Here is an 18613-nt window from a genome sequence, read left to right as displayed (position 1 = left end):
TCACGCCGCCGCTGCGTGCTTGCGGACCCAGGCGTCGACCAACTGTTGCTGGACCGCGTCGCTGGCACCGCTCAGCTCGATCGTGTCGCCGTCGATCGTGACCTTCACCGTCCGTCCGCTGCCGGACCTGCGCAGCCAGTCGCGCACCACGGCAACGACCGAGCCGAGCACCTGCAGCCCGGGCTGGAGCGTCACGCTCAGCACCCCGGCGATGGCGGCCAGGCCGGCCCGCGACCCCTCGGGAGCCTCACCTTCGTGCAAGGGCTCGACCGCGCGGACGTCGAGAGCCAGCAACTCCTGCCGCAGCAGCAAAGCCAGCTCCTCGAGCCGCGCGTCATCGGACCCCTCCTCGACAACTCCCACCCGAACCTCTGCGCCCATCAGCCCTCTCCCCCAACACCCCCAGGCCGGCATCTCAACCATGCGCCTGTACCGTCACGGCCACAACCGGTGATGGCACTAAGCTTCCCGGAACTGAAGCTGGCTGAGTTGCGTCGGAGGGGCGTCATGGTGGGGAAGCGGGGACGCGTGATCGGCCGGATCGCACCGGGAACCGTCGGCGAGGTGATGCTGCCGGTCCGGGGTGCCACCGAGGCCTTCTACGCTTACCCGGCAACCGACGAAGTGATCGAGGTGGGCACCCAGGTGGTGGTGGTCGAGTTCGACCCGCCCCGCACGGTCTACGTCGCTCGCGCCTTCTGAAACATTCTGTTCCCTTGGAGGGGAAATGCTCTGGACGTACCTGATCATCGGCGCGGTCGCGCTGCTGGTCCTGCTCATCCTGTTCCGGATGGTCTGGCGGGTGGCCGAACCGAACGAGGCGCTGATCATCTCCGGTCTCGGCGCGCACTCCAGCCAGGACCAGGTGAACGAGACGCTCGGGTTCAAGATCGTGGTCGGCCGCGGCACCGCGGTGCTGCCCGGTTTCCAGACCGTACGGCGATTGCCGCTGGACATCCGCGCCACGCCGCTGACCGTGACGTGTGTGTCCAGCCAGGGCATCCCGCTGCACATCAAGGGCGTCACGGCGTACAAGGTCGGTGACGACTACGGTTCGATCGCGAACGCGGCCCGGCGGTTCCTGGAGCAGAGCGACGAGCAGGTGATGAGCACGATCCACGAGCTGTTCGCCGGTCACCTGCGGGCGATCGTCGGCTCCACCACGGTCGAGGAGATGCTGCACGACCGGGAGACGCTGACCACGAACATCCGCGGCTCGCTGGCCGGGGACATGGAGAAGCTCGGCCTGGTGGTCGACTCGCTCCAGATCCAGGAGATCGACGACGAGTCCGGCTACATCAAGAACCTGGGCCGCCCGCAGGCCGCGGCGGTCGAGGCGGCCGCCCGGATCGCGCAGGCCGAGCGGGACCGGGAGGCGACCGAGCGCGAGCAGGTCGCCGCGGCGGCCAAGGCGGCCGCGGTCCGGCAGAGCTCGATCGCCCAGGCCGGTTACCAGGCCGAGGTGGACCAGGCGAACTCCAAGGCGTCCCAGTCCGGCCCGTTGGCCGAGGCGCTGGCCCGCCAGGAGGTCGTGGTCGCCGAGACCGAGACCGCGAAGCTGAACGCGTCGCTGGCCGAGAAGCAGCTGGAGTCGACGGTGCTGAAGCCGGCCGACGCCGAGGCGTACCGGCAGCGCACGCTGGCCCAGGCCGCCCGGGACGCGCAGATCGCCGCCGCCGAGGCGCAGGCCCGTGAGGTCGCGCTGCGCGGTGAGGCCGAGGCGAAGGCGACCGAGCTGACCGGTAAGGCCGAGGCGGCCGCGGTGCAGGCCAAGGCGATGGCCGAGGCGGCCGGTATCAAGGCCCGGGCCGAGGCGCTGGCCACCAACACCGACGCGGTCGTGGCCCAGCAGCTGGCCGAGGCGTACCCGGAGATCGTCGCCGCGGCGGCCACCTCGTTCGAGAAGGTCGGCAACATGGTCGTCCTGAACGGTGCCCAGGGCATCGAGGACACCCTGGTGAAGGCCATCACGATGGGTGGTTCCGGTTTCGCGCTGGCCAAGCAGATGATCGACTCGCTCGCGGTCACGAAGAACGGCGACAAGCCGACGCTGGAGCCGGTGCCGAGCGAGCCGGCCTGACGAACACCTCGCTGCGGCTCCCCTTGCAACGCCAAGGGGAGCCGCAGCCCTTTTCAGGCTGTGTGCTTTGTCAGGCGGTGTGCAAGGTGAGGCCGTAGGCCGAGAGGATCTCGTTGACCGGCTGGAACCAGGTCTCGCCGCCGCTGCTGCAGTTGCCCCAGCCACCCGACGTGACGCCCTGGGCCTGGTCACCGGTGATGTACGAGCCACCGGAGTCACCGCCCTCGGCGCAGACGCTGGTCTTTGTCGCACCGTAGAACAGCTGGCCGTTGCCGTAGTTGACTGTCTCGTTCTTGGCCAGGATCTGGCCGCAGTGCCAGTGGGTGGTCGACCCGCTGCGGCACACCGACGAGCCGATCGGCGCCTCCCAGGAGCCGCGCACCAGCTTGTCGCTCGTCTGTCCCCAGCCGAGCACCACCGGCACGGTCCACCAGCCGTTGCCGACCGAGACCCAGCCGTAGTCGTTGCCCGGGAACGACCAACCGCGGAAGGTTCCGATGTCCGAGCCGTCCCAGCCGCGGACCGTGCCGCTGCGACCACAGTGGCCGGCGGTGACGAACCCGCCGTGCACGGAGAACCCGATCGAGCAGCGGATGTTGCTGACGTAGTACGGGTCACCGCCGACCGTGCCGGCTGCGTACGTCCGCGGTGCCTGGGCAGCCACCTCCCGAACCGTCACCGCACCCGCCCGGGCAACCCGCGCCACGAAGGCGTCCACGGCCGCGGAGCGCTTACCTGACTGCACGTTGACGACGACGGTCCCCGTCCGCGGGTCGGCGGCCCAACCGCTGACCGCATCCGGCACCGCCTTGCCTGCCAGCTTGTCGACAGCGGCCTTGCGGCGGTCGAGCGCGGCGGCTGTCACCGGTACGACGACCGTGCGCGCACCGGTGGCCTGCACAGCAACCGCATGTGTCTGCTGGGTCAGGCCGATCACGAGCTTCTTGGTGTTCTCGTCGTACCAGGCGCCGCCGTAGTGGGCGCCGGCGGCTTTCTGGGCCGCGGGCAACAGCTTGGCCGCCGACGTCTCGGCCGCCAGCCGCTGCTGGACCTGCGCTTCGGTCAGACCGAAGTCTCGTTGCATGGCAGTTGCCTGCCCGGGCACTGCGAGCGGCTCGGCCGCAACAGCCTGGCTGGGAACGGTCACCGCGCTCACCACGAGCACGGCAGCTAGTAGGACCTTCATCCGGACTCTCCTCACCTAGGGGCGGATCGGTGCGTGAGAGCGCTCTCGCACCTGAGAGTGTCCTACTGAGCACAGCTCGTCAAGGGTCAGAGGCCGAGATGCGCGAGGACGGCCAGCACGCGGCGGTGTCCGGAGTCGGTCGGGGGCAGGTCGAGTTTGAGGAAGACATTGCCCACGTGTTTGTGCACAGCGCCTTCGGAGATCACCAGCTTCTCCGCGATCGCCGTGTTGCCCAGGCCTTCGGCCATCAGCGCGAGCACCTCGCGCTCTCGTGGGGTCAGCCGGTCCAGCGGGCTGCTGCGCTTCACCATCAGCTGGCTGACCACTTCCGGGTCGAGCACGGTCCCTCCGGCGGCCACTCGCCGTACCGCTTCCAGGAACTCGTCCACGCGGGAGACCCGGTCCTTGAGCAGGTAGCCGACGCCTTCACTACCGGCGGCCAGCAGCTCGGCGGCGTACACCTCTTCGACGTACTGCGAGAAGACCAGCACCGGAAGACCCGGGCGGATCCGGCGGGCCTCGATGGCGGCGCGCAGGCCTTCGTCGGTGAAGGTGGGCGGCAGCCGTACGTCGACGATCGCGATGTCCGGGGCGTCGTCGGCCATCACCTTGGCGAACTCGTCCGCGTCCCGGGCCACGGCGGCGACCTCGAAGCCGGAATTCCCGAGCAGAAGGCCGAGGCCCTCGGCCAGGATCGGGTTGTCCTCCAGGATCACGACCCGCACGGCAGCATCACCTCGACCGTGGTTGGCCCACCGATCGGGCTCTGCAGCTCCAGCCGTCCGTCGATTGCCTCCACGCGGTGGAGCATGCCATGCAGGCCACTCCCCCGGCCCAGCAGGTCAGCCTGCTCACCGATCCGCGCGCCACCGATCCCGTCGTCCGTGACCGCCAGGTAGAGCTCCGTGCCACGCCGTTCCATCAGTACGTCGACATGCCCGGCGGCGGAATGCTTGGTGACGTTGGTGAGCGACTCCGCGACGACGAAGTAGGCAGCCGCCTCTACTGCAGCCGGTACGTCGCCGAGCTCACCGAGCCTCAGCTCCACGGGCAGTGGGCAGCGGGCGCAGAGTGCGGACACGGCCCCGGCCAGGCCGCGGTCGGCGAGGATCGGCGGGTACATGGTCCGCAGTACGCCGCGTAGCTCATTCATGGCCTGCTCTGCACCGTCACGAGCATCGTCGAGCAGCTTGGCGGCCTTCTCCGGGTCGTTGGCCATCATCTGCTTGGCAACGCCGATACGCATGGCCAGCGACACCAGCTGTGCCTGCGTGCCGTCGTGCAGGTCGCGTTCGATGCGCCGCAACTCGGCGCCATGAGAGTCGACCGCGCCTGCCCGGCTCTTGGTGAGCTCCTCCACTCGCAACGTCAGTTGCTCAGCTTCACTGGGTGCGAGCATGTTGCGTACTGCTCGAGCGTGGCGATGCGCCAGTGCGGGCGCTCCCCAGCCCAGCACTCCTAGCGCGACCAGGATCTGCAGTGGGCCAAGAGTCAACGCCTCGAGCCAGCTGTCGACGTCGAGGCCCATCAGGCTGAAGTTGCCTGGGTCAAGCTTCCACAGCACCATGCCGGCGAGCGCGGCCGGTGCACCGACAACTGCGATGACTGCCACGAACAGCTCGGGCACCGCGACGAGCGGCATCCACAGCAGCCACAGGCTGCGCTTGAACGACATGCTGCCGGGCGCAACCGGTAAGCCGAGGTATCTGGACGCTTGGGACCGCTCGACGTTCGCCAGCCGGACCAGGCCCGCCCGCACAGCTGGAAGCCAGGACAAGACCAGGCCCAGCGGCATCGCGACCAGGACCCCCAGGCCCGTCAGGAAGCGGAGCGCCAAATACCCAGAGGCCGGGAGGCCGCGCGACAGGATCGTGGTCAACATGCCTCAATCCTCCGGCACCTCCCGGCCTGGGTCGGTACAGCAGGCTCTACCTTTTACCAGGGTGTCAGCGGGATCCTCAGCACTCGGGGACGCCGGGGAGCTTCGGGTCGGGGTGGTCGATGTAGATGTTGGTCATGTAGCCGCCCTGGTCACGGAGCTTGGCCCACCAGTCGTTGGTGGTGCCCTCGGCGGTGACCGGGTCGCCCTTGACCTGGCACTCGACGAACACCTGGGTCGGGCCGGGCAGCGTGGTGACGATGGACGCGGACAGCCTCGGCGCCGAGCGGACCCGGACCCCGGCGCCGTAGGTGGTGAAGTTGTACTGCGGCGGGTTGCCGTCGTTCACCAGCTGCATGTAGTAGTTCCAGTTCCAGTGCGGCCCTGGGTCGGTGTGGTCGTTGTCCGGCATCTCGTTGTGGCCCTTGATGTGGACCCGGTCCTTCGGGATGCCCCGCCGGTCGGCGATGTTCTTGGTCAGCGCTGCCGACGCCCGGTACATCGCGTCGGTGAACCAGGACGGCTGGTCGACCCAGCCCTCGTGCTCGATGCCGATCGAGTAAGGGTTCGCGCTGCGGACGTGCCAGGCGGTGTCCTTCTCGGCCACCATCTGGGTGATCTGCCCGTCACTGGACCGGACCACGTAGTGCGCGCTCACCTGCGACGACGGGTTCTTGAACCAGCTGATCGTGCCGGAGTACGAGCCCTGGGTGACATGGATCACGATCGTCGAGATGGCCGCGGTCCGGCCGACCCGGTAGTTGCTGGTGCTGGCCGGGTTCCAGATCGCGCCCGGGTAGTCGGCGGCCGCGACTGACGCCGGTGTCCGGGTGCCGAGCGGGGCGACCTTCGCGTAGGCGCCCCGGTCCGGGGTGACGGCCTTCGGCGCGGTGCTCACGCCGGCGGCGTGCACGCCCTGGCCGATGATCTTGTAGACCTCGTCGGTGTAGAGCCGCGCGGTCGGCCCGTCGGCGGAGTGCGAGTACTTCGCGACGACCTCGTACCACTTGCCGAGGTTCGACCGGTCGGCCAGCCCCGCGGCATCGGCGTAGGCGTCGAGGACCGCGGCAGCGCCGAGGATGTTGGACGCGGTGTCCTTGGCCAGCTTCTCGACCGGCAGTCCGGTGAGCTTGCTCGCCTCGGACATCGTCGGGTTCTCGTTGTTGCTGACCAGGTGCATCACGCCGTAACCGTTGGCCTGGCTGGGCAGACCGTTGTGGCCGTCGAGATGCGACTCGGCGTACCCGACGCCGACCAGGACTTCACGCGGTACGTCGTACTTGGCGGCAGCGGTCTCGAACGCGGTGGCGAGCTCGCTCTTGACCGGTTCGGCCGGTTCGGCGGCGTTGCTCGGCACGGCACCCAGGGCCAGCGCGCCGGCGGCTGCGGTGGCGAGGAGTGCGGAGAATCTGGACACGGGTACTCGGGCGGCCAGAGGAAGAAATGTTGGACCCATGGCGGTTCCTTCCTGATTCGGTCCGCCGAGGGGCGTCGGCGGTCCCGGAAGTTCACGCTAGGCCAAGATCTTCCGCTCCGACCAGTGGTTCGGGAAACATTTTGCGGTCAAGTCACCACCCTGCCACGCAACACGATCAGCCGCGGGTGACTCAGTACGGCGGGGTTCGCGCGCGGATCCTCGTCGTACACCACCAGGTCGGCCGGGTCGCCCGGCTGAAGGTTGCTCGGGGCACCCAGCCACTCGCGGGCTGCCCACGACCCGGCCGCCAGCGCCTGTTCCCCCGACAGGCCGATCGAGGTCAGCGCCTGGATCTCCTGCGCCACCAGGCCGTGCCCGAGCACACCACCCGCGTCGGTCCCGGCATACACGGGTACGCCGGCCTCGTAAGCGTCCCGGAGTCGCTCCAGGCGGCGCTCGTACAGGTCGCGCATGTGGGCCGAGTACACCGGGAACTTCGCGGCGGCCGCGTCGGCGTACTGCGGGAAGTTCTCGAGCTGGATCAGGGTCGGGACGACCGCGACCCCGTGCTCGGCCATCCGGTCGAGCATGTCCGGGAGCAGACCGGTGCCGTGCTCGAGGCAGTCGATGCCGGCGGCAAGCAGATCCGGCAGGGCGTGCTCACCGAAGACGTGGGCGGTGACCCGGGCGCCCAGCTCGTGGGCGCGGGCGATCGCGGCGTTCAACGCCTCGGCGGGCCAGCTCGGCGTCAGGTCGCCGGCGTCGCGGTCGATCCAGTCACCGACCAGTTTGACCCAGCCGTCACCACGTCGCGCCTCCTGCTCGACGTACGCGACCAGCTCCTCCGGCTCGATCTCCCAGCCGTAGTTGCGGATGTAGCGCTTCGAGCGGGCGATGTGCCGGCCGGCCCGGATGATCTTCGGCAGGTCCGCGCGGTCGTCGATCCAGCGGGTGTCCGCGGCCGATCCCGCGTCCCGGACCAGCAGCGCACCGGCCGCCCGGTCGGCGATCGCCTGCTCCTCCTGAGTCTCCCGGTCGACGGCGCCGTGCTGGTCCAGCCCGATATGGCAGTGCGCGTCGACCAGGCCGGGCACGATCCACCCGCCGGTGTGCACGGTGCTGACATCGGCAGCGGTGGGCCGGTCCACGACCTGCCCACCGCTGAGATGGACCTCCTGCCGCTCGCCGGCCGGCAACACCGTGCCGACGAGCCTGAGTACGCCGGTTTGCGTCATACCGCGACGTTAACCGGCCGGGTGTCAGCCGTGCGAGCCGCCGCCCGGCGTGCAGGTGGGGGTGGTCGGCTCGGTCGACGAGCACGGCGAGCTGGTCGGCGTGTCCGTCGGGGTCGGCGTCGGCGTCGGAGTGGGGGTCGGCGTCGGGGTCGGGGTCGGCGTCGGAGTCGGCGTCGGGCTCGGCGTCGGCTTCGTCGGCTTGTGCGTCGGCGACTTGGTCGGCGTGTCCGCCGGGTCCGGCACCGAGGGCTCGTCGGTCGTCTCGGGTGCGGTCGGCTTCGTCGTCGGCGTGGCGGACGTGCTCGTGGTCGGCTTGGAGTCGTCCGAAACGTCCGGCACCTCGCGCGGGTCCACCTTGCGCTCGGCGTTGCCGGTCGCCTTCGGGACCGAGAGGCTGCCCTTCTCGTTCGGGATCAGCACCGCGTTCTTGCTGTAGACCCGCATCCACCGCAGCACAGTCGCGACGAAGTCCTTGGAGTGCTGGTAGCGCAGCAGGGCCGCGACCAGGTCCCGCGGCCGCTTCAGGTCGTCGCCCTCCGAGCACAGGTACACCGCGACGGTGGTGACCGCGTCGTACACGTTGTTCGGGTTGCGGAAGCCATCACCGTTGCCGTCGGCGCCGAAGGTGGTCCACACCTGCGGGATGATCTGCATCGGGCCGACCGCACGGTCCCAGGTCAGGTCGCCGTCGTACCGGCCCTCGTCGGAGTCGGTGATCCGGCCGTTGCCGCGGCGCCCGTTCAGCACCGGGCCGAGGATCTTGCCGCGTGTGGTGCCGGCCACGTCGACCCGGCCGCCGCTGGCGTGGTCGGACTCGACCTTGCCGATCCCGGCCAGCAACGGCCAGGTGAGCCCACAGTTCGGCCGGACCACGGCGAGGTTCGCGGTGGCGCGGCGGTAGGCGGGGAATACCCCGCGCGGGATGCCGTTGACGGCATCGGGTCGTCCCGGCCGGACCACGGACCGCCCGTCGGTCGCACCCTGCACGGGCACGTCGGCGCGGGCAGGCTGGTCGGACCCAAGCCGGCCGTCCACTCCGGGACGCTGCGGGACGATCATCGTCAGTTCGTCGAACTCACCGCTGTTCAGCCCGGCTCCAGGCGATGGAGCAACCGGGCTGTCCGCCGCGAGCTGACCGGAGGCACCGGCCCCGCCCGAGGCGACTGTCACGATGGCCCCGACCAGGAGCGGGGCTGTGCACAGTGAAGCGATGATGATTTTGACCCGACGGTTACCACTACGGGTTAGGCGCATAGTCGGCTCAACGATCCATACGCCAGAAAGTTACCTCAAGACGACGCAAAGTTACCTGACCCGCCAACACCCCGAAAACGGGCACCACGACGGGGTGCGCCGAGCGTGAAATCCGGGCCTCGACGCCGCTGGGACCGCAGGTAATCTCCCCGGCTACCCCGGGTCGAAACCCCTAGCTACCGGACTGCGACGCCTGATCCGGGGTGGACTCGGACGTCGGGTCGCCCTGCGGGGTCGTGGTCGCGCACGGCTCCGGGGTCGGAGTGGCGGTCGGCGTCGGCGTGCAGGTCGGGTCCGGCGTCGGCGTCGGCGTGGGGGTCGGCGTGGGGGTGGGCGTCGGCGTGGGGGTGGGCGTCGGCGTGGGGGTGGGCGTGGGGGTGGGCGTGGGGGTGGGCGTCGGCGTCGGGGTGGGCGTCGTGGTCGTCGGCGTCTCCGTCGGCGTGCCCTGGGTGTTCGTCGGCGTCGGCGACGGCTTCGGACTGGCCGTCATCGGCGGGTTCGTCGTCGTCGGCGGCTTGGAGGTCGGCTGCGCCGTGGTCGGGACCGGCGTGCTCGGCTGCGCCGTCGTCGGGGTCACCGCGGGCGTCGGTGTGGTCGGAGGCGTCGTGGTCGTCTCGGTCCGGGTCGGGTCGTTCGAACTGTCCACGTTGCCGTTGTCGTCGACGGGCGGGGTGATCACACCCTCGGTGTCCGGGATCGTCACGGTCTGGTTGGCGTAGGACTGCATCCAGCGCAGCACCGTGGACACGTAGTCCATCGAGTGGTTGTAGCGCAGCACCGCCTGCACCAGGCCCTGCGGGTCGGACAGGTTCGCCCCGCCCGAGCACAGGTAGTCGCCGGCCGCCCGGGCCGCGTCGAACACGTTGTGCGGGTCCTTGACCCCGTCACCGTTGCCGTCCGCGCCGTATACCTTCCAGGTGCCCGGGATGAACTGCATCGGCCCGACCGCGCGGTCCCACGAGGTGTTCCCGTCGTACTGGCCCTGGTCGGTGTCGGTGATCGCGGCCATGCCGGGGCCGCCGTCGAGGACCGGGCCGAGGATCTTGCCGCGGGTGTTGCCGTTGGGCTCGACCCGCCCGCCGCTGGCGTGCGCGGACTCGACCTTGCCGATGCCGGCCAGCAGCGGCCAGGTGAGCTTGCAGCCGGGCATCGCCACGGCGATCTCGTTGGCCGCCTTCTGGTACGCCGCCAAGACGGTGCCCGGGATACCCGACGGGTTGCCGGTGATGCCCTGGATCGGCTGCACCGGGCCGTCGACCGCACCGGTCACCGGGACCTGGATCTGCGACTTCGCCTGGGTCGGCAGGCTGCCGTCGGCGCCCGGCTGGGTCGGCAGGTTCTCGGCGAGCTCGTCGAACTGGGCGTCCTGGCGCGGCTGGGCCAGCGCGTGCGCGTCGACGATGAACGTGTTCGAGGTGACACCGCCGGCCACGAACACGGCGACCATCGCGGTGGGCGGAGCCAAGATGACCCAGGTAGCGGTCAACTTGCCCCGCCACGTGTCCAGGTTCTTGAACTGCTGCCTCATCCGACCGTCCTTCGACGTCTTCGCAGTACGTGTGGTGCATCGGGCGTAGGCACGATCTTAGCCGTCACAGGGTCGCGGACAACCGGTAACGGTGCGCCACTTCACGCAGTGACCAAGTGCCGGTCGCCCCACGCGCCGCACATCACCTACCGTAGGCCGTCACCGTCCACCAGCGCGATGGGTGGACGGTGGGCAAGATTCACCTACTGTCCGCCGCCGAGCATCTTCTTCAGGTCGTCCGGCAGCTCGAAGTCGCCGCCGTTCTGGCCGCCGCCGAACGCGGCCGGCAACTGGCCCGGCTGCGGCGCGGACGGCTGCGGGTTGCCCTGGTTGGCCCGCTTGGCCGGGTTCCCGGAGCCGCGCTTCTTGCCCTTCTTGGCCTGCTGCTTGGCCTTCCGGGCGCCGCCACCGCCACCGCCCATCCCCGGCATCCCGGGCATGCCCGGCATCCCCGGCAGGCCCTTGCCGGTCGCCATCGCGTTCATCATCTTGCGGGCCTCGAAGAACCGCTCGACCAGCCCGCTGACGGTCGCGACCTCGGTCCCGGAGCCCTTCGCGATCCGGGCCCGGCGGGAGCCGTTGATGATGTTCGGGTCGGCCCGCTCGGCCGGCGTCATCGAGTGGATGACCGCCTCGATCCGGTCGATCTCGCGCTCGTCGAAGTTCTCCAGCTGGTCCTTGAACTGCGACGCGCCGGGCAGCATGCCGAAGATCTTGGTCAGCGGGCCCATCTTGCGCACCGACTGCATCTGGGCGAGGAAGTCGTCCAGGGTGAAGTCCTTGCCGCCCTTCTTCTGCAGCTTGGCGGCGGTCTTGGCGGCCTGCTCGGCGTCGAAGGTGCGCTCGGCCTGCTCGATCAGGGTCATGATGTCGCCCATCCCGAGGATGCGCGAGGCCATCCGCTCGGGGTGGAAGACGTCGAAGTCCTCGAGCTTCTCGCCGTTCGAGGCGAACATCACCTGGCGGCCGGTGACCTGCGCGATCGACAGCGCGGCGCCACCGCGGGCGTCACCGTCCAGCTTGGCCAGCACGACGCCGTCGAAGCCGACCCCGTCCAGGAAGGCCTGGGCGGTGGTGACCGCGTCCTGGCCGATCATCGCGTCGACCACGAACAGGATCTCGTCCGGCGTGACCGCGTCGCGGATGTCGGCGGCCTGCTTCATCAGCTCCTCGTCGACACCCAGCCGGCCGGCCGTGTCGACGATCACCACGCTGTGCTGCTTGGTGCGGGCCTCGTCCATCGCCTTGCGGGCGACGTCCACCGGGTCGCCGACGCCGTTGCCGGGCTCGGGCGCGAACACCGGCACACCGGCCCGCTCACCGACCACCTGGAGCTGCGTCACGGCGTTCGGCCGCTGCAGGTCGGCCGCGACCAGCATCGGCGTCTGGTGCTTGGTCTCCTTCAGCCACTTGGCCAGCTTCCCGGCCAGGGTGGTCTTACCGGCGCCTTGCAGACCGGCCAGCATGATCACCGTCGGCGGGCGCTTCGCCATCCGCAGCTCGCGGGTCTCGCCGCCGAGGATGGTGACCAGTTCCTCGTTGACGATCTTGATCACCTGCTGCGCCGGGTTCAGCCCGCCGCGCACCTCGGCCCCGCCGGCCCGATCCCGGACCGCGGCGATGAACTCCTTCACCACCGGCAGCGCGACGTCGGCCTCCAGCAGCGCGATCCGGATCTCCCGCGTGGTCGCGTCGATATCCGCATCGGTCAGCTTGCCCTTACCGCGCAGGTTCTTGAAGGTGGCCGACAACCGATCGGAAAGCGTATCGAACACGAAACAGTCCGTTTCTCCAGAGACAACCCAGGTACAACCTCACCGAGTCTACCGACGGTGATTGACAGGGTGTCCGCCGGACCTTCACGATCTAACCGGTAGATGTTGATCCAACGGTTAGGGGATGACTGTGAGTCGGAGCCGGGTCGTGCTGGACGGGCCGTCCAACCTGGGGTTGCGGCCACCGGTGGAGGGGACGGTGCCGGGGTGTTACAAGCTGGCGGGGGCGATTCGGGACCAGGGGTTCGTGCAACGGATCGGGGCTGCCGACGCGGGGTGCGTGACGCCGCCGCGGTACGACCGGGCGGGGTGGAAGCCGGGCGACGGCGTGTTCAATGCCGCGGCGATGGCGTCGTACACGGTCAAATTGGCGGACCGGCTGACGAAGCTGTTCGACGAGGACCGGTTCGTGGTCTTGCTCGGCGGTGAGTGCAGCATCCTGCTCGGGCCGGCGCTGGCGCTGAAGCGACGCGGCCGGTACGGCGTCGTCTACCTCGACGGCCACTCGGACTTCCGGACGATCGACAACTCCCCGTACGTCGGAGCCGCCGGCGGTGAGGCACTCGCACTGACCACCGGCCGCGGCCAGGCCGATCTGACCGACCTCGAAGGACTGGCGCCGTACACGAGGGACACCGACGCTGCGCTGCTCGGGATCCGGGGGGACGACGAGTACGTCGACGACGTCCGCGCGGCCGGGATCCCGGTCTGGCCGGCGCTGAAGATCGCCGAGGACCCGGGCAAGGCGGCGACCGGAGTGCTCGAGCACCTGCAGGAGCTCGACGGCTTCTGGGTGCACCTCGACGTCGACATCCTCGACGCGGCGATCATGCCGGCGGTGGACAGCCCGGACCCGGGCGGCATCGACCACGCCCAACTCGTCGAGCTGCTCCAGCCGTTGCTCTCGGCACCGAAGTGCGTGGGCATCGACATCGGCATCTTCGACCCAGACCTGGACCCGGACGGCAGCTACGCGGCCGCATTGACCGACACCCTGGTGGCGGCCCTCAGCTGAGTTCCCAGACCAATCCCTGGCCGTGCGGGTCGGCTCGGCCCAGGACTCGGCGTACGCCGCCTGGCCACAGCTGTAGCTCCACCAGGAACTCGAAGGCGCCGGTTGGGGTTCGTTGGAGTGGTTCGAGCCGCAGCCGGGCCAGCGGGGACGACTCGTCCGCTTGGGCGCCGAGCTCAGCCAGGTGTGACTCCACCGCGGCGCGGTCGAAGCGGGTCAGGTACTGCCACATGATCGAATGCCACAGCACAGTCACGTGGCCGCGCGACAGCTCGAGCCCGCGCACGAACGAGACCGCGTCCTCCCGGTGTACGTCGGCCGGCACCTCACGGGCGATCGCCAAGGCGCCACGCAGCCGGCCCAGCCGCACTGGCATGTCCGGCCACACGTACGACGTGAGCGTGCGGGCACCGTCGTCCGTCAGTGGGTTCACCGGTGCGATGTCGCTGCCCACGCGCTCGGCGATCCGCAGTGGCACCGGCTTCAGCGTCCGGCCCGACCACGCCCCGTCGAACACCACAGGGCTCTCGGCCGGGCCATATCCGGTCCCGTCCGCGAGGTTGTACCGGAAGTGATCCGCCCGCAGGTTGAGTCCGCCGCTCGCGCCGATCTCGAACAGCCGCACCGGCAGCGGCACGTCCGCGGCCAACTGCAGCAGACCGCCGTACAACGCCGCAGCCCGGCCGACCTCGTTCGTCTGTGGCGGCTGGGTCAGCAGCGACCGCAGCTCGGCAGACCGGGACTGCAGCACCTGCTCGAACGCCTCCCAGCCGAGCACCGGGTCCCACGACCCGCCCACGCTCGGATAGAACGCAGCGAGCTCGGGCAGCACCCCCGCCAGCACCTGCCGGTGCACAGAGCCCAGCAACCGCAGTGCGATCGCGTCACCGAACGGACGGTCCTCGTAGCCGGCCAGTACGCCGGTGGACACACCACCGACCTCGTAGTCGTCCACGAGGAGCCGGCACAGCTCGGCGTACATCGGGGACCCGAGTTCCTCACAGGCGACTGCCTGACGCTGAAGCGTCTCTACAACGTGCACACAGCAGACCCTAGAAGGTCAGGCGATCCAGGACCGTCTTTGCCGTCGTGCGCGCGTCTTCGTCGTCGAGCGGCGAGCCGTGGCTGTCGGTGAGGTAGAAGACGTCCACACACTCGGCGCCGAGCGTACTCACGTGCGCAGAGCGGATGTCAGCGCCAGTGGACGCGATCGCCGACGTGACGTCGTACAGCAGCCCCGGGCGGTCGTGGGCGCGCACCTGCAGCACAGTGGCCGTTTCCGATGCATCAGGCAACAGATCCACCCGGCTGGCCACTCGTGCCTTCAGGGCAGAGGAGTCCCGCGCGGCCAGGCGCCGTACGAGGTCAGTGGGGTCGCGCAGGGCCACCCCAAGGCGGTCACGCAACCGGACTGGGTCCGGTGGCGAGCCGGCTACGGTCCACTGCGAGATGCCCAGGCTCTCGACCGACGTGATGACCGCAGACCGTACGGCGAGCCGCTCAACAGCCAGCACAGCCGCAACCGTCGACAGCGTGCCCACCTGATCGGGTACGGCGACATTGACCCGCATGTCACCGAGATGCTCGGACACTGTCACGCCAAGTCGCCCCACACCGACGACCTGGTGCAGGGTGGGCACAGGGATCGGCGGCGCCTCGGTCCACATGCTCTCGCCACCGCCGGACAGCTCACCCCGGACCCGGCGGCACAGCTCACCGACGAGCCGCATCCTCCACGGTGAAGCGGCAGCGGGCCCGGCAGCCCGCGCGTCGGCGTACGTGAGTGCTTCGAGCAGGTCCAGCGTCTCCGTGTTGCGGACGATCCCGGCCACCAGCTCCACGGTCATCGGGTCATCCAGGTCCCGCCTGGTGGCGACTTGGGCGAGCATCAGGTGCTGGCGGACCAGCAGCGTGATCGTGTCTGCGTCCGTCGGGTCGAAACCAAGCCGACGGGCCACGGTCGCCGCGATCGCCGCGCCTGTGACGCTGTGGTCGCCCTCGACTGCCTTGCCGAGGTCGTGTAGCAAGGCGGACACGAGCAGCAGGTCGGGCCGCCGTACATCGCGGACCATCTTGGCGGCCTCGACACAGGTCTCCAGCAGGTGCCGGTCGACAGTGAACCGATGGATGGCCGACTGCGGCGGTCGGAAGCGCACCGCGTCCCACTCGGGCAGGATCCGCGAGATGTAGCCGGCCTGGTCCAGCGCCTCCCACACCTCGAGCAGACCGCTGCCCGCACCCAGCAGAGCGCACAGCAGTCGCTGGGCCTCGCCAGGCCACGGCTCTGGCAGCGCCAGACCACGATTGGCCAGGCGTGCGCAGACAGCAGGTGAGAGGACCAGCTCCCGGTCGGCAGCCACAGCAGCAGCGCGCAGCCCCAGCACTGCGTCACGCTCGGGCCGGGCGTCCGGCATCAGTACGACTTCACCCTCGTGCTGGCCGACTCCTTCGTCGAGTGCCAGCAGCAACGGACCTCCGGTGCGCTGACGACGCCGCGACCGCGGTGGCCGGGTCATCAGGCTCTCGATCCGCCGCCAGGACACGTCGCAGACGTGTGCAAGCGTCCGTCCGGTCGAGTACACGTGCCGCAGCAGCTCGTCGCGACCACCGGCCATACCTAGCCCAGCGGCGACCTCACCGGCCACGTCAGCGACCAGACGGTCGGTCGAACGCCCCGCAACAGTGTGCAGCTCGTCCCGGATGTTCAGCAGGTCCAGCCGCGCCCGCTCCACCACCGGATGCGGTACGTCGACCAACCACGACGCCACCAAGCCACGCAGTACGACGGCATCGCGCAGGCCGCCATACGCCTCCTTGAGGTCGGGCTCGGCGAGGTGTGCGAGCTCGCCGACCGTCGACGCGCGCTCCTTGCACGCCTCGGCCAAGGCAGGCAGCCGCTCCTTCGCCGTACGGCGCCAATCCGCCATCAGCACGGACCGCAGCTGCAGTGTGAGGTGCGAGTCCCCCGCGACGTGCCGTGCATCCAGCAGGCCGAGGGCGACCCGGAGGTCGTCGGCAGCCGCCTTGCGGGCCTCCTCGACGGTCCGGACACTGTGGTCCAGCTTCGTCCGGGAGTCCCACAGCGGGTACCAGATCTGTGCGGCCAGCTCGTCCACCCGTGGGTACCCCTCGACGTGCACGAGCATCACATCGAGGTCGCTGTACGGCGACAGCTCCTCCCGGCCGTAGCCGCCGACGGCGACCAGCGCGACGCCCTCGGTGGGCACACCGAGGGCGTCACAGGCCTTGGAGAGGAGCAGGTACAGCAGCGCGTCGGCCTCCTCGGCACGCACGCGCCGCTGTTCTGCTCGATCGACCATCTACAGCGCGTCCCTAGAGTGCATCGCCGTCGAGCTCTCCGGTGCGCACCCGGACGATCGTCTCGACCGGGGTGACCCAGACCTTGCCGTCGCCGATCTTGCCGGTCTGCGCGGCCTTGACGATCACGTCCACCACGTCCGCGCTGTCGCCGTCCTCGACGACGACCTCGACCCGGACCTTGGGGACCAGGTCCACCTCGTACTCGGCGCCGCGGTAGACCTCGGTGTGGCCCTTCTGCCGGCCGTAGCCGCTCGCCTCGGTCACCGTCATGCCGGTGACGCCGAACGTCTCCAGGGCGGCCCGGACGTCCTCCAGCTTGTGCGGCTTGACCACCGCGCTGATCAGCTTCATGCGTTGGCACCTTCCTTCTCGGAAGCCTCGGTGGACTCATTCTCGGTGCTCGCCTGCGGGCGGGCGACAGCGGAGTGCCCGCGCAGCCCGGCCGCGCCGAGGAAGTCGTACGCCGTCTCCGCGTGCTCGACCTGGTCGACACCGGTGACTTCGTCGTCCTCCTTGACCCGGAAGCCGATCGTCTTGTCGATGATCTTGCCGAGCAGGAAGGCGACCGTGAAGGAGTACAGCGCGACCACCACGTTGGCCAGCGCCTGCTTGCCCAGCTGCGAGGCACCGCCGCCGTAGAACAGGCCGTCCACGGCCGACGGCGCCGCCGCCGTACCCAGGAAGCCGATCGCCAGCGAGCCGATCAGACCGCCGACCAGGTGCACGCCGACCACGTCGAGCGAGTCGTCGAAGCCGAGCTTGTACTTCAGCGAGACCGCGAAGGCACAGATACCACCGGCGATGACACCGAGGATGAGCGAGCCGACCGGGGTGAGCGCGCCACACGCCGGGGTGATCGCGACCAGACCGGCGACCGCACCGGAGGCCATGCCCAGCGTGGTGGCCTTGCCGTGCCGGATCCGCTCCACGATCAGCCAGCCGATGACGGCGGCGGCGGTGGCGACCTGGGTGTTGACGAAGGTGATCGCGGCGGTGGTGCCGGCGCTCAGCGCCGAGCCGGCGTTGAAGCCGAACCAGCCGAACCACAGCAGCGCGGCGCCGAGCACGACCAGCGGCAGGCTGTGCGGCCGCATCGGGTCCTTGCGCCAGCCGATCCGCTTGCCCAGCACGATCGCCAGGGCCAGCGCGGCCGCACCGGCGTTCACGTGCACCGCCGTACCACCGGCGAAGTCGATCGCGCCCAGCTTGTCGCCGATCCAGCCGCCGTTGCCCTCGTCGAGGAACCAGACCGAGTGCGCGACCGGGAAGTACACCAGCGTCGTCCAGCCGACGACGAACACGATCCAGCCCCGGAACGTGGCGCGGTCGGCGATGGCGCCCGAGATCAGCGCCGGGGTGATGATCGCGAACATCAGCTGGAAGGCCACGAACGCGAGCGTCGGGATCGTGCCGCTGACCGCCTCCGGCGCCAGCAGGCCCTTCAGGCCGACTTCGGAGAAGTTTCCGATCACGTGCCCGGTGTCACCGGCGAACGTCAGCGAGTAGCCGACCAGCACCCACAACACGGTGACGACGGCGATGGTGATGGCGCTCATCATCATCATGTTCAGCACGCTCTTGACGCGCACCATGCCGCCGTAGAAGAAAGCCAGGCCCGGTGTCATCAGCATCACCAGGGCGGCACTGACCAAGACCCAGGCGGTATCGCCGGCGTTGATCTCCATCAACGTCATCCCTTCCATCGATCTGGGGGGTGACCGCCGTCCTCAGTCGGGAAGAACTCCACTTCGCCGGGGAGCCCGCGCACGGCCACACCGCAAACGGTGTCGGCGCGCCGTTTCAGCCGATCGGTCCATTTGTTTCAGGCATGTGACAAAGAGGGCTTTCAGGTGACATCGGCGTGACATCGCCGAAGTTGTGGCACTCTGGCCTGGACCACACGGGTACGCAGCCGCGCCACTGCGC

Annotated in this window: 16 protein-coding genes; 3 read left to right on the top strand and 13 right to left on the bottom strand. The window is 69.6% G+C overall.

Translation table 11 applies throughout. From position 1 onward, the window contains the following. Positions 1 to 381, bottom strand: coding sequence for a hypothetical protein (locus tag ACIBL3_RS36745; protein ID WP_396358513.1), 381 nt, complete (start codon positions 379 to 381; stop codon positions 1 to 3). Positions 382 to 507: 126 nt separating this feature from the next. Here ACIBL3_RS36745 and ACIBL3_RS36740 point away from each other — a divergent pair, with 126 nt between their 5' ends. Both ACIBL3_RS36740 and ACIBL3_RS36735 read left to right on the top strand, forming a co-directional pair. After that, positions 508 to 702: a hypothetical protein gene (locus ACIBL3_RS36740; RefSeq protein ID WP_337008445.1), complete on the top strand. Its 195-nt coding sequence runs from the start codon at positions 508 to 510 to the stop codon at positions 700 to 702. 25 nt (positions 703 to 727) lie between these two features. After that, the gene (locus ACIBL3_RS36735) at positions 728 to 2080 is read left to right on the top strand and encodes an SPFH domain-containing protein (RefSeq protein ID WP_396358512.1); all 1353 of its coding nucleotides are present in this window, start codon (positions 728 to 730) and stop codon (positions 2078 to 2080) included. 70 nt (positions 2081 to 2150) lie between these two features. On the opposite strand, the gene ACIBL3_RS36730 is transcribed toward ACIBL3_RS36735, so the two are convergent. The 8 genes from ACIBL3_RS36730 to ffh form a co-directional block, all read right to left on the bottom strand. Next, the gene (locus ACIBL3_RS36730; protein WP_396358511.1) at positions 2151 to 3266 is read right to left on the bottom strand and encodes an alpha-lytic protease prodomain-containing protein; all 1116 of its coding nucleotides are present in this window, start codon (positions 3264 to 3266) and stop codon (positions 2151 to 2153) included. Positions 3267 to 3352: 86 nt separating this feature from the next. Next, entirely contained in the window at positions 3353 to 3991 is a 639-nt protein-coding gene (locus ACIBL3_RS36725) for a LuxR C-terminal-related transcriptional regulator (RefSeq protein WP_396358510.1), read from the bottom strand. Continuing rightward, the gene (locus tag ACIBL3_RS36720) at positions 3979 to 5148 is read right to left on the bottom strand and encodes a histidine kinase (RefSeq protein ID WP_396358509.1); all 1170 of its coding nucleotides are present in this window, start codon (positions 5146 to 5148) and stop codon (positions 3979 to 3981) included. The genes ACIBL3_RS36725 and ACIBL3_RS36720 overlap by 13 nt, the downstream gene beginning before the upstream one ends. A gap of 76 nt (positions 5149 to 5224) precedes the next feature. Beyond that, positions 5225 to 6562 (bottom strand): N-acetylmuramoyl-L-alanine amidase, encoded by a 1338-nt coding sequence (locus ACIBL3_RS36715; RefSeq protein WP_396358508.1) that lies wholly within the window; start codon positions 6560 to 6562, stop codon positions 5225 to 5227. Positions 6563 to 6708: 146 nt separating this feature from the next. Continuing rightward, positions 6709 to 7797: an amidohydrolase family protein gene (locus tag ACIBL3_RS36710; RefSeq protein ID WP_396358506.1), complete on the bottom strand. Its 1089-nt coding sequence runs from the start codon at positions 7795 to 7797 to the stop codon at positions 6709 to 6711. 24 nt (positions 7798 to 7821) lie between these two features. Then, complete coding sequence (locus tag ACIBL3_RS36705) at positions 7822 to 8967, bottom strand: lytic transglycosylase domain-containing protein (protein ID WP_396358505.1); 1146 nt, start codon at positions 8965 to 8967, stop codon at positions 7822 to 7824. A 256-nt stretch (positions 8968 to 9223) separates the two neighbouring features. Next, the gene (locus ACIBL3_RS36700; protein WP_396358504.1) at positions 9224 to 10579 is read right to left on the bottom strand and encodes a lytic transglycosylase domain-containing protein; all 1356 of its coding nucleotides are present in this window, start codon (positions 10577 to 10579) and stop codon (positions 9224 to 9226) included. Positions 10580 to 10782: 203 nt separating this feature from the next. Then, positions 10783 to 12354, bottom strand: coding sequence for a signal recognition particle protein (gene ffh / locus ACIBL3_RS36695; RefSeq protein WP_396358503.1), 1572 nt, complete (start codon positions 12352 to 12354; stop codon positions 10783 to 10785). 124 nt (positions 12355 to 12478) lie between these two features. Between ffh and ACIBL3_RS36690 the strand changes: the two genes are divergently transcribed. Next, the gene (locus tag ACIBL3_RS36690; protein WP_396358502.1) at positions 12479 to 13369 is read left to right on the top strand and encodes an arginase family protein; all 891 of its coding nucleotides are present in this window, start codon (positions 12479 to 12481) and stop codon (positions 13367 to 13369) included. On the opposite strand, the gene ACIBL3_RS36685 is transcribed toward ACIBL3_RS36690, so the two are convergent. Genes ACIBL3_RS36685 through ACIBL3_RS36670 form a run of 4 tightly spaced genes read right to left on the bottom strand, consistent with a single transcriptional unit; the run spans position 13362 to position 18381 of the window. Then, complete coding sequence (locus ACIBL3_RS36685) at positions 13362 to 14408, bottom strand: DUF2332 domain-containing protein (protein WP_396358501.1); 1047 nt, start codon at positions 14406 to 14408, stop codon at positions 13362 to 13364. The two genes, ACIBL3_RS36690 and ACIBL3_RS36685, sit on opposite strands and share 8 nt — an antisense overlap. A 10-nt stretch (positions 14409 to 14418) precedes the next feature. After that, positions 14419 to 16686, bottom strand: a complete 2268-nt coding sequence (locus ACIBL3_RS36680) for a [protein-PII] uridylyltransferase (RefSeq protein WP_396358500.1) — start codon at positions 16684 to 16686, stop codon at positions 14419 to 14421. A gap of 13 nt (positions 16687 to 16699) precedes the next feature. Beyond that, the gene (locus ACIBL3_RS36675; protein WP_396358499.1) at positions 16700 to 17038 is read right to left on the bottom strand and encodes a P-II family nitrogen regulator; all 339 of its coding nucleotides are present in this window, start codon (positions 17036 to 17038) and stop codon (positions 16700 to 16702) included. Continuing rightward, a complete protein-coding gene (locus tag ACIBL3_RS36670) occupies positions 17035 to 18381 on the bottom strand; it encodes an ammonium transporter (RefSeq protein ID WP_396358498.1) in 1347 nt (448 codons plus the stop codon). Before ACIBL3_RS36670 ends, ACIBL3_RS36675 begins: the two co-directional genes overlap by 4 nt. Positions 18382 to 18613: the final 232 nt, after the last annotated feature.

This window comes from Kribbella sp. NPDC050124, assembly GCF_044460355.1.
GTDB lineage: Bacteria > Actinomycetota > Actinomycetes > Propionibacteriales > Kribbellaceae > Kribbella.
Note: the sequence above shows the minus strand (reverse complement) of the source record. Positions and strands in the feature narration are given on the sequence as shown.